At 63.1% G+C, this 11054-nt stretch carries 13 protein-coding genes; 3 read left to right on the top strand and 10 right to left on the bottom strand.

The window, feature by feature from the left end; translation table 11 throughout:
- Positions 1-125: 125 nt before the first annotated feature.
- Both clpA and clpS read right to left on the bottom strand, forming a co-directional pair.
- Positions 126-2426 (bottom strand): ATP-dependent Clp protease ATP-binding subunit ClpA, encoded by a 2301-nt coding sequence (gene clpA, locus E4L96_RS00735; protein WP_135205329.1) that lies wholly within the window; start codon positions 2424-2426, stop codon positions 126-128.
- Positions 2423-2725 (bottom strand): ATP-dependent Clp protease adapter ClpS, encoded by a 303-nt coding sequence (clpS, locus tag E4L96_RS00740; protein WP_135205330.1) that lies wholly within the window; start codon positions 2723-2725, stop codon positions 2423-2425. Before clpS ends, clpA begins: the two co-directional genes overlap by 4 nt.
- A 353-nt stretch (positions 2726-3078) precedes the next feature.
- Between clpS and cspE the strand changes: the two genes are divergently transcribed.
- Positions 3079-3285, top strand: coding sequence for a transcription antiterminator/RNA stability regulator CspE (gene cspE / locus E4L96_RS00745; RefSeq protein WP_135205331.1), 207 nt, complete (start codon positions 3079-3081; stop codon positions 3283-3285).
- Positions 3286-3392: 107 nt separating this feature from the next.
- On the opposite strand, the gene E4L96_RS00750 is transcribed toward cspE, so the two are convergent.
- The 4 genes from E4L96_RS00750 to icd form a co-directional block, all read right to left on the bottom strand.
- Complete coding sequence (locus E4L96_RS00750) at positions 3393-3950, bottom strand: hypothetical protein (protein ID WP_135205332.1); 558 nt, start codon at positions 3948-3950, stop codon at positions 3393-3395.
- Positions 3951-3978: 28 nt separating this feature from the next.
- The gene (locus E4L96_RS00755; RefSeq protein WP_135205333.1) at positions 3979-4503 is read right to left on the bottom strand and encodes a hypothetical protein; all 525 of its coding nucleotides are present in this window, start codon (positions 4501-4503) and stop codon (positions 3979-3981) included.
- A gap of 154 nt (positions 4504-4657) precedes the next feature.
- Positions 4658-5152 carry a hypothetical protein gene (locus E4L96_RS00760; protein WP_135205334.1) on the bottom strand — a complete coding sequence of 165 codons (495 nt, stop codon included), beginning with the start codon at positions 5150-5152 and terminating at the stop codon, positions 4658-4660.
- Positions 5153-5270: 118 nt separating this feature from the next.
- A complete protein-coding gene (icd, locus tag E4L96_RS00765) occupies positions 5271-6524 on the bottom strand; it encodes an NADP-dependent isocitrate dehydrogenase (RefSeq protein WP_135205335.1) in 1254 nt (417 codons plus the stop codon).
- 162 nt (positions 6525-6686) lie between these two features.
- Here icd and E4L96_RS00770 point away from each other — a divergent pair, with 162 nt between their 5' ends.
- The gene (locus tag E4L96_RS00770; protein WP_135205336.1) at positions 6687-7253 is read left to right on the top strand and encodes a pseudouridine synthase; all 567 of its coding nucleotides are present in this window, start codon (positions 6687-6689) and stop codon (positions 7251-7253) included.
- Between the two features lie 78 nt (positions 7254-7331).
- Here the strand turns inward: E4L96_RS00770 and E4L96_RS00775 are convergent, their stop codons facing one another.
- Both E4L96_RS00775 and rpsT read right to left on the bottom strand, forming a co-directional pair.
- Positions 7332-7679 carry a hypothetical protein gene (locus E4L96_RS00775; RefSeq protein ID WP_181017565.1) on the bottom strand — a complete coding sequence of 116 codons (348 nt, stop codon included), beginning with the start codon at positions 7677-7679 and terminating at the stop codon, positions 7332-7334.
- Positions 7680-7854: 175 nt separating this feature from the next.
- On the bottom strand, positions 7855-8121 hold the full coding sequence (gene rpsT / locus E4L96_RS00780; protein WP_135205337.1) for a 30S ribosomal protein S20: 267 nt from the start codon (positions 8119-8121) through the stop codon (positions 7855-7857).
- 170 nt (positions 8122-8291) lie between these two features.
- Here rpsT and murJ point away from each other — a divergent pair, with 170 nt between their 5' ends.
- The gene (gene murJ, locus E4L96_RS00785; RefSeq protein WP_135205338.1) at positions 8292-9860 is read left to right on the top strand and encodes a murein biosynthesis integral membrane protein MurJ; all 1569 of its coding nucleotides are present in this window, start codon (positions 8292-8294) and stop codon (positions 9858-9860) included.
- Positions 9861-9872: 12 nt separating this feature from the next.
- Here the strand turns inward: murJ and E4L96_RS00790 are convergent, their stop codons facing one another.
- Positions 9873-10682 carry a type II secretion system protein gene (locus E4L96_RS00790; protein WP_135205339.1) on the bottom strand — a complete coding sequence of 270 codons (810 nt, stop codon included), beginning with the start codon at positions 10680-10682 and terminating at the stop codon, positions 9873-9875.
- A gap of 1 nt (position 10683) precedes the next feature.
- A partial coding sequence (locus E4L96_RS00795; RefSeq protein WP_135205340.1) for a type II secretion system protein occupies positions 10684-11054 on the bottom strand: 371 nt, incomplete at its 5' end.

Here is an 11054-nt window from a genome sequence, read left to right on the forward strand (position 1 = left end):
GCGCGCTTCCGCGCGCGCCACGCCCCACCAGGCAAGCTGACCGTCCGCGCCTGCGTGCCTGGGCGCCGCAGCATAAAAAAACCCGCGATCGCTCGCGGGTTTTTTGTTGGGACGTTCGAGCAGGCTTACTCGATTTCGACCGTCTCCGGCGGGATGGTCGGCGGCTCGATGTCACCTTCCGGGAACTCGAGGCGGATCTGGTCTTTCTCGTCCAGGTCCACCGTCACGCGGCCACCGCTCACCAGGCGGCCGAACAGCAGCTCGTCGGCCAGCGCCTTGCGGATCATGTCCTGGATCAGGCGGGCCATCGGACGCGCGCCCATGAGCGGGTCGAAGCCTTTCTTGGCCAGGAACTTGCGCAGGTTCTCGGTGAAGACGGCTTCCACCTTCTTCTCGTGCAGCTGCTCTTCCAGCTGCATGAGGAACTTGTCGACCACGCGCAGGATGATCTCTTCGTCCAGCGCCTTGAAGCTGATGATCGAGTCCAGGCGGTTGCGGAACTCCGGCGTGAACATGCGCTTGATGTCCGCCATCTCGTCGCCCGCGGCCTTGGAGTCCACGAAGCCCACCGAGCGCTTGGTCAGGCTCTCCGCGCCCGCGTTGGTGGTCATGATGATGATCACGTTGCGGAAGTCGGCCTTGCGCCCGTTGTTGTCGGTCAGGGTGCCATGGTCCATCACCTGCAGCAGGATATTGAAGATATCCGGATGCGCTTTCTCGATCTCGTCCAGCAGCAGCACGGCGTGCGGCTTCTTGGTGATCGCCTCGGTCAGCAGGCCGCCCTGGTCGAAGCCCACGTAGCCCGGGGGCGCGCCAATCAGACGGCTCACCGCATGACGCTCCATGTACTCGGACATGTCGAAGCGGATCAGCTCCACCCCGAGGATGAAGGCCAGCTGCTTGGCGACCTCGGTCTTGCCGACGCCAGTCGGACCGGAGAACAGGAAGGCGCCGATCGGCTTGTCCTGCTTGCCCAGGCCGGCACGGGCCATCTTGATCGCGGAAGACAGCGCGTCGATGGCCGGGTCCTGCCCGAACACCACGTTGCGCAGGTCGCGGTCGATGGTCTGCAGCTTGCTGCGGTCGTCCTGGTTGACGGTCTGCGGGGGAATGCGCGCGATCTTGGAGATGATCTCCTCGATCTCGGTCTTCCCGATGGTCTTCTTCTGCTTCGACTTCGGCAGCACGCGCTGGGCGGCGCCGGCTTCGTCGATCACGTCGATGGCCTTGTCCGGCAGGTGGCGGTCATTGATGAAGCGGGCCGCCAGCTCGGCCGCGGTCGAGAGCGCCGAGGCGGAATACTTGACGCCATGGTGCTCCTCGAAGCGCGACTTCAAGCCGCGCAGGATCTGCACGGTCTGCTCCACCGACGGTTCGTTCACGTCCACTTTCTGGAAGCGGCGGGACAGCGCGTGGTCCTTCTCGAACACGCCGCGGAACTCCGTGAACGTGGTCGCGCCGATGCACTTGAGCTGGCCGTTGGCCAGCGCCGGCTTGAGCAGGTTGGACGCGTCCAGCGTGCCACCCGACGCCGAGCCGGCACCGATGATGGTGTGGATCTCGTCGATGAACAGGATGCCGTTCGGGGTCTCCTTCAGCTGCTTGAGCACCGCCTTGAGGCGTTGCTCGAAATCGCCGCGGTACTTGGTGCCGGCCAGCAGCGCGCCCATGTCGAGCGAGTAGACGACGGCGTTTTGCAGGATCTCGGGCACGTCCTCCTGGACGATGCGCCAGGCCAGGCCTTCCGCAATGGCGGTCTTGCCGACGCCGGCCTCGCCCACCAGCAGCGGGTTGTTCTTGCGGCGGCGGCACAGGATCTGGATCACGCGCTCGACCTCTTCCTCGCGGCCGATCAGCGGATCGATGCGGCCATCGGCCGCCGCCTTGTTGAGGTTCTGGGTGAACTGGTCCAGCGGGCTCTCTTTGGCCTGCCCTTCGACCTGCGCTTCCTCCACGCCTTCCGACGCCTTCTGGCTGTCGATCTGCTGGTCCTTGCGCACGCCGTGGCTGATGAAATTCACCACGTCCAGGCGGGTCACGCCCTGCTGGTGCAGGTAATACACCGCATGCGAATCCTTCTCGCCGAAGATCGCCACCAGCACGTTAGCGCCGGTGACTTCCTTCTTGCCATTGGAGGCCGACTGCACGTGCATGATGGCGCGCTGGATCACGCGCTGGAAGCCCAGCGTCGGTTGCGTGTCCACCTCGCCGGTGCCCGGCACGGTCGGCGTGTTATCGCCAATGAAATTGGTCAGCGTCTTGCGCAGGTCATCGATGTTGACGGCGCAGGCGCGCAGGACTTCGGCCGCCGATGGATTATCCAGCAGGGCCAGCAGCAAGTGCTCGACGGTAATGAATTCATGCCGTGCCTGCCGAGCCTCGACAAACGCCATGTGTAAGGAAACTTCCAGTTCCTGCGCAATCATACTTCCTCCATCACGCACTGCAGGGGGTGACCTGCCTTACGCGCATGTGTTAAAACGAACTCGACCTTGGTACACGCTATATCTTTGGAAAACACCCCACACACGCCTTTGCCGTGCCGGTGCACGGAGAGCATGATTTGCGTCGCTGTTTCGCGATCTTTATTGAAGTACTCCTGGATGATGGCCACCACGAATTCCATCGGCGTGTAGTCATCGTTCAGCAGGGCGACTTGATAGAGCGGTGGCGGCTTGACGACCTGCCGCTCCAGTACTGTATCGGTATCATGCCTGGTTGCCATACGCTTATATTCTACTGCTTTCAAAGTTGATGCAAAGCGGGAATAGTCAGCGTGGCGCCGCCCTGCTCCCCATTTGTTTTCATCTTACGCGTTTTCCGTGTAGAGCGCAGATGGCGACCCGATTCGGTAATTCAAGAGTTGCGTTACCACACAATCTAGAGCTTGTCGTGTGGCTGTGTGGAAGAAACAGCAACTTGCAATAAAAACAGCTTGACTTCAAAAATTATTCCACCAACAATGCGGTATCGACACGTCCTATGGTCGAGTTGATAAGAAGTGAGCAGGCTGAGGAGGGGGCAAGAAGCTTCTTGCTTTAAGGCTCGTGTGATTAGTTAATATTTGAAAGTTCTTTTATGGCAACTGGTACTGTTAAGTGGTTCAACGATTCCAAAGGCTTTGGCTTCATCACTCCCGATGACGGCGGCGAGGATCTGTTCGCACACTTTTCCGCAATCAACATGAGCGGCTTCAAGACCCTGAAAGAAGGTCAAAAAGTCCAATTCGAAGTCACGCAGGGCCCGAAAGGCAAGCAAGCTTCGAACATCCAGGCCTCGGCGTAATCCGCCTGTCCTCAGATGCAAAAAAACCCGCTTTCGAGCGGGTTTTTTATTGCCTGCGGCGCGGGTAGCGCTGCAGGCATGCGGAACGCGCGCCGCGTCCCGCCGGGTCAGCGCGACACCGTGCCGCTGGCGCCGCGGCCCCAGGTGCTCACCCCGGCCTTCTTGCGCTGGTCCGCCAGCATTTCCTGCAGCTGCGCCGACACTTTGCGGTCGTTCTCGGTCTTGGTCACATAGTCCTCAGTCTTGGCGCGCCAGTTGGTGTAGCTGGCGATCACTGGACTGGCCTGCTTGCCGATATCCTCGATGGCCTTGGCGTACACCTTGTCCATATGCACCTGCGCTTCCTTGTACTGGTCCACGGTCATGCCAAAGCGCACCGGCGCCGGCACGTGGCTGACCGGTTCCCGGTCCAGGCCCAGCTTCTCGACGGCGCCTTCGTAGCAGTCGTTCCAGCGGTTGAAGTCGTCCATCACCGCCTTGATGTCCTTGTTATTGGTCGAGACTTCAGGAATCACGGGAGCGGTGCACTTGGCCACGGATTGCGACAGCTCCTGGCCATCGTAATTCTTGGTCCAGAGATCAATGTCGGCCTGGGCCACCTGGGCCTGGGCCGCGCCGGCGGCGCACAGCAGCAAAGTGGCGAGAGTGACGAGGGGCTTGTTCATGTCGGTTCCTAACGAGTGAATGGGTGGTTCAACGAATCGCGCGTACGATGTTGTAATTGGCGCCGCCGCCGCTGTAGCTGGCCGCCATCTGGGTGATCCCGCTGGACCAGCCCGCGCGCCGCTGCCAGGCGGCCGTGCGGCCAGCCCAGGCATCGAAGCGGGCGATCACCGGGGCCGCTTCGGCCGCGATATGGTCGACGGCGCGGGCATAGGCCACGTCCGCGCGGCGGGCGGCCGTGCGGTATTGCTCGACAGTCATGGCAAAGCGCACGTCGGCCGGCACATTGTTGATCGGCGCCCCTTGCAGCGTGAGGCGGTCCACCGCGGCCTGGTAGCAGGCGCTCCAGCGGGTGAAACGCTCGACCACGGCGCTGGACTCCCGGGTCGCGAACGTCGCGTCGGGAATTTTCGGGTCGCCACACTGGGCCAGGGACTGTGGCAGCTCGGCGCCGGTGTACTGGAGCGTCCAGTAATCGATCTGCTCCTGCGTGACGCCGGCCTGCGCGCCTGCGCAGAACAGCATGGCGGCCAAGGCCGCGACGGTCGTCTTCATGCTTGCTCCTCTCGTGGTTTTGGGATGACAGCAACGGAAATATTAGTACACGGCTATCTACAGCGGGAAAATAAATGCGCGAATTCCGCCTCCCTGCGTGGGGGGCTTACAAAGTTCCGACAATTTGTGCGGCGCGGCGGCGCCGCCCCCACCGTCAATGTCCGCGGCGGTAGAGGTAATACTTGAGATCGACCTCGCGCTCGATCTCGGCCTGGGTGACGAAAGCCTCGGTCCGGGTGCGCCATTGGGTGAACCGTTGGACGACCGGGTCGGCGCGGGCCCCGATGGCGCGCACCGCCCGGGCGTAGACCTCGTCCATGTGGCGGGCCGCGGCCTGGTACTGGTCGTCGTTCATTTCATTGAGGACAGCGGACGGCACATGGGTCACCGGATGGCGGGACGGGTCAAGATCCTTGACCACGCGCTGGTAGCATTCGTTCCAGCGCGTGAAGCTGGCCACCACTTTCTTGATGTCGCGGTTGGTGCGCGAGATCTCGGGGATAGTGGGCTGGAGGCAGCGGTCCATGGGCGCGGCCAGCTCACGGCCATCATAGCCCTGGGTCCAGTAATCGATCTCGGCAACGGGGTCGCCGGCCGCGGCGCCCGTGACGACAAAAGCAGGAATCAGCAGACCAAGCAGCCTCTTCATATCTCCTCCTTGTGATCGCGCAGGACGCGCTTAAGTTCACGACAATGTTATCGGAATTTCATGCGAATGTGCAAAAAAAAGCCGCCCCGGAGGGCGGCTGGCATGCAAGCCGGAAGGCTTACATGTTTTCGATCATGACGTCGCCGAAGCCCGAGCACGACACCTGGGTCGCGCCTTCCATCAGGCGGGCGAAGTCGTAGGTGACTTTCTTGGAGGTGATCGCCTTTTCCATCGAGGAGATGATCAGGTCGGCCGCTTCGGTCCAGCCCATGTGGCGCAGCATCATTTCGGCGGACAGGATCAGCGAACCCGGGTTCACGTAGTCCTTGCCGGCGTACTTCGGCGCGGTGCCGTGGGTGGCTTCGAACATCGCCACCGAGTCGGACAGGTTGGCGCCCGGCGCGATGCCGATGCCGCCGACCTGCGCGGCCAGCGCGTCGGAGATGTAGTCGCCGTTCAGGTTCAGGGTCGCGATGACCGAGTACTCCGCCGGGCGCAGCAGGATCTGCTGCAGGAACGCGTCGGCGATCGAATCCTTGACGATGATGTCCTTGCCGGTCTTCGGATTCTTGAACTTGCACCACGGGCCGCCGTCGATCAGCTCGGCGCCGAATTCCTTCTGGGCCAGCGCGTAGGCCCAGTCACGGAAGCCACCTTCGGTGTACTTCATGATGTTGCCCTTGTGGACGATGGTGACCGACGGCTTGTCGTTGTCGATCGCGTACTGGATCGCCTTGCGCACCAGGCGCTCGGTGCCTTCGCGCGACACCGGCTTGATGCCGATGCCCGAGGTCTCCGGGAAGCGGATCTTCTTGACGCCCATTTCTTCGGTCAGGAACTTGATCAGCTTCTTGACGCTGTCGGTGCCTTCCTGGTACTCGATGCCGGCGTAAATGTCTTCCGAGTTCTCTCGGAAGATGACCATGTCGGTCTTCTCCGGCTCACGCACCGGCGACGGCACGCCGGTGAAGTAGCGCACCGGGCGCAGGCAGACGTACAGGTCCAGTTCCTGGCGCAGCGCCACGTTCAGCGAGCGGATGCCGCCACCGACCGGGGTGGTCAGCGGGCCCTTGATCGACACGACGTAGTCCTTCAGTACCTTCAGGGTCTCTTCCGGCAGCCAGACGTCCGGGCCGTAGACCTTGGTCGACTTCTCACCGGCGAAGATTTCCATCCAGGAGATCTTGCGCTTGCCGCCGTAGGACTTGGCCACGGCTGCGTCAACGACCTTGATCATCACCGGGGTGATGTCCACGCCGGTACCGTCGCCCTCGATGTAGGGGACGATAGGATTATCTGGTACATTCAGCGAGAAGTCGCCATTGACGGTGATCTGCTTGCCGTCTGCAGGTACTTGAATATGTTGGTACATCGTATTCTCCGAAGTGGACAGGAACCGCTCGGTGCGCGGTGTTCTTAAACACTCAGTCTTCTATAAGACATAAGAGGTGCAATTTCATATTATGCACCAGCTTTTTATCAGGCGCCATGGGTTGATGGCCCAAGCGCGCAATTTTACCCCCGCCGTAGCACAATGCCACTCATTCTTTTCAATAAGCCGTACCTGGTCCTGTGCCAGTTTTCCGGGCAGGACGGACGGGAAACCCTGGCCGACTATGTGAAGATTCCCAACATCTATCCGGCCGGCCGGCTGGATGCCGACAGCGAGGGCCTGATGCTGCTCACCGACGACGGCAAGCTGCAGCACGCCATCGCGCATCCCGACCGCAAGGAAGAGAAGACCTATCTGGTGCAGGTCGAGGGAGAAGCAGATCCTGCCGCCCTCGCCCGCCTGCGCGCGCCGCTCGATCTGGGCGACTTTGTCACCCAGCCGGCCAAGGCGGTGCGCATCGCCGCGCCGGACTGGCTGTGGCCGCGCGATCCGCCGATCCGCGCGCGGGCCAGTGTCCCGACCAGCTGGCTGGCGATCACGATCGCGGAAGGGAAGAACCGGCAGGTGCGGCGCATGACGGCGGCGGTCGGGCTGCCGACTCTGCGGCTGGTGCGGCAGGCGATCGGGCCGTTTTCGCTGGCCACGCATCCGCTGCTGCCGGGCGAGTTCATGGAGGTGCCGGCGGCGGCGCTGCGCGCCCAAGCCTGAATTCCGGCCTGCTGTTAGCGTTACGTCAACGGTTTGCGCAAAGTTACGAAAATTTTTGTGTTTTTTCGCAAAAACCTGTCAACCGGCAACCTTACGCGGCGTTAAAGGCACAGATTCAGTCGACTGGATCGGTAACTTTAAACATACAAGGAATTTTGACATGTCCAAAATCATCGCTGCTCTGGTAGCTTCCCTGTTCGCCGCTTCGGCGTTTGCTGCAACCGCTTCGGCTTCGGCATCGGCTTCGGCTGCTGCTTCGGCTCCGGCTGCTTCGGCACCGGCATCGGCTGCTGCTTCGGCTGCTGCTTCGTCGGCTAAGAAAGCACACAAAGCTGCCAAGAAGGCATCGGCTGAAGCCGCTGCTGCTTCGGCTGCCGCTTCGGCTGCTTCGGCTGCTGCTTCGAAGTAATTCGAGCTGCTCTGCAAAAAAGGCGGCCTGCGGGCTGCCTTTTTTGTCGCTCAAGAATATGCAACCAAACGGTTGCATATTTTTTGCCTGCGTTCTGCTGCAGGCACAAACGCAAAAACCCGCGTGACCAGTGTCAGGCGGGTTTGGATGCGCAGCGGACAACACGCGGCCGGGGCCGCGGGGGTGCCGAACTTAGGCGGACATCGCCTTCAGGGCAGCAGCCAGGCGGCTCTTGTGGCGGGCGGCCTTGTTCTTGTGAATGATCTTCTTGTCAGCGATGCTGTCGACGGTCGACACCGACTGCTGGAAGATGGCGGTCGCAGCGGCCTTGTCGCCGGCCAGGATGGCCTTGCGGACAGCCTTGATCGCGGTGCGCAGGGTCGAACGCTGAGCCGAGTTGTGAGCGTTTTGCTTGACTGCTTGACGAGCGCGTTTGCGCGCTTGTGCGGTATTTGCCATGGAATTTCCTAAATCAGGGTCAGGTTGCGTCTGCAAACACGGTGAAGTTCAAGCTGAACGTTAGCGTCTGCATAACAGAATTTCGTAAAGCATTCGATTATAGCGGAGTTGGTCACGACTGGCAACCTCAATCTTCGGGCGCTGTGTCTGCTCGGCTATAATGGGCGGCTATGAATTTGCTCAAGACCCTGGCTGGCATCTCCAGCATGACCCTGCTGTCCCGGATCACCGGCCTGATGCGCGAGAGCCTGTTCGCGGCGGCCTACGGCATGACGCCCTACACGGACGCGTTCAACGTCGCCTTCCGCATCCCCAACCTGCTGCGCCGCCTGTTTGCCGAGGGCGCCTTCTCGCAGGCCTTCGTGCCGATCCTGGCCGAATACAAGAACCGCAACTCGCACGAGGCCACCCGCGACCTGGTCGATCACGTGACCTCGGCGCTGGTCTGGACCACCCTGGCCGTCAGCCTGCTCGGCATCATTGCCGCGCCCTGGCTGCTGGTGCTGGTGGCCACCGGCCTGGAAAAACAGCCGGACGCCTTTGCCTCCTCGGTCTTCATGACCCGCCTGATGTTCCCCTACATCGCCTTCATGGCGTTCGTCGCCATGTCCTCGGGGGTGCTGAACTGCTGGCGCAACTTCAAGGTGCCTGCGTTTTCACCGGTGCTACTGAACGTCGCGCTGATCGGGGCGGCGCTGATCGTCACCGCCTCGCCGCACTGGCCGGTCGAGACGCTGGGGCACCCGATCTACACCCAGGCCGCGGCGGTGATGCTGGGCGGGCTGCTGCAGGTCGGCATCCAGCTGCCGGCACTGGCGCGCATCGGCATGCTGCCGCGGCTCGCCAATCCATTCGCGGGCTACCGCGATGCGGGGGTGCGGCGCATCCTGGGCAAGATGGGGCCTGCGGTGTTCGCGGTGTCGGCCACCCAGATCAGCCTCCTGATCAACACCAACCTCGCCTCCCGCGTCGGCCCGGGCGCCGTCTCCGCTCTCACCTATGCGGACCGGCTGATGGAATTCCCAACTGCGCTGCTCGGCGTGGCACTGGGGACCATCCTGCTGCCCTCGCTCTCCAAGGCCAATGTGGACGGCAACGCCGAGGAATATTCCGCGCTGCTGAACTGGGGTTCGCGTTTGACCATGCTGCTGGCCCTCCCCGCCGCCGTCGGCCTGGCATTGCTGGCGGAGCCCATGGTGGCCGCCCTCTTCAACTACGGCAAGTTCGGCGCGAATGCGATCGGCGCGGCGGCGGCGCCGCTGGTCACGTATGCGGTGGGCCTGATCGGCATCATCATGGTCAAGATCCTGGCACCCGCGTTCTACGCGCGGCAGGACGTGCGCACGCCAGTGCGGATCGCGGTGGCGGTGCTGATCGCCACCCAGCTGATGAACCTCGTGTTCGTGCCCCTGCTCGGCGTGGCCGGGCTGGCGCTGTCGATCAGCCTGGCCGCCTGTTTGAACGCGGCGACCCTGTTCTTCATCTTGCGCCGCCGCGGCATCTTCGTGCCCGATCACGGGTGGGCGGTGTTCTTCTTCCGCGTCGGCTGCGCGCTGGCGGTGATGGCGGCGCTGTCGTGGCTCGCGGCCCATTACATCGACTGGGACGCCCTGCGCGCCCAGCGCGTGCTGCGCATCCTGACGCTGCTTGGCGTGATTGGCGCGCTGGCGGTGGCCTACTTCGCCGTCCTCTTCGGCCTGGGCGTACGCGCCCGCGACTTCAAGCGCAGCGCGCGCTAAACGAGGCGCTTACTACTTCAACGGGTTGGCCTGCGGCGACTTGCCGCCCGGAGGGATCTGCACACCCGGCTGCGGCTTGTCGTCCGGGTCCGGCTGCTGCGGGGGCTCGGCGGGTTCCGGCGGTTCCGGATTTTCCGGCTGCTCCTGCGGCGGCGGGGGCGGCGGCGGGACGGTTGGCGGGGGCGCCGTCTGCGGCGGTTCCTGAGGTTGCGGAGCGCCACCGGGGCCACGCGGCTTGCCTGGATCGGGTTCCGCAGGCTTGTCGTCATCGGGCGGCGGTTCGATCGGCGTCGTGGGGGTGATCACCGGGATCGGCGGCGGCGTCATCGCCGAGCCACCAGCGCCTGGGCTCATCACCGCCCCGGTGCCGCTGGCCGTGAAGCGCCACTCCGAGATCTTTTGCTTGTTCTCGAAATTGGAAAAGCGGGTGTCGAAATTCCCCACCTTGAACGGCGCCGCGTCGGACAGGCTGTACACCCCGATCACGCCCGTGTTCTCGCCCATGTACATCACGCCCCATTCGGCCTTGCCGGTCATGGGATCGACGAAGATCTTGCGCAGGTGCCGCCGCAGGCCGGGCACGCGCGGATCGCGCAGCAGTTCCTTGAGCGTGGGTGGCTGCGGATTCTGGCCACGCGGCGTGGCCGCGGCATAGCTGCGCAGGGCCGCCGAGAACTGCGCGCCGATTTCCAGCAGCTCCTCTTCCGCCGCCGCGCGCCGCAGCAGCGCATCGATCTTCAGCGTGGCGGCCGTCACCAGGCCAATGATCATCACCAGGACGATCACGCCCAGGTAGGTGAACCCGCCCTGCCCGCGCCGCATCTCACCACTCCGAATACGGCTTGCCGCTGCGGTCATTGCCCGGCGCGCCGCTCTTGATGGTGTAGACACCGCCCTTGCTGGCGTCCTCCGGCGGCACCACCACCCAGGTCGCATTGCTCTCGGTGATGGGGTCATACGGCAGCGCCGCGATGTAGTGCTTCTCCACCAGCTGGTCCAGCGAATCGGGATAGCGCCCGTTGTCCTCGAAATAGCGGTCGATCACCTCACGCGTGTTGCGCAGGTTGTTGGCGAGGATGGTCTCCTTGCTGCGGTCCACGCTCGGAAAGAAGCGCGGCACCGCGAGCGTCAGCAGCAGCGCCACGATGCCCAGCACCACCAGCAGTTCGATCAGCGTGAAGCCGCGCCGTGTGC

This window comes from Zemynaea arenosa (genome assembly GCF_004614185.1).
Lineage (GTDB): Bacteria > Pseudomonadota > Gammaproteobacteria > Burkholderiales > Burkholderiaceae_D > Telluria > Telluria arenosa.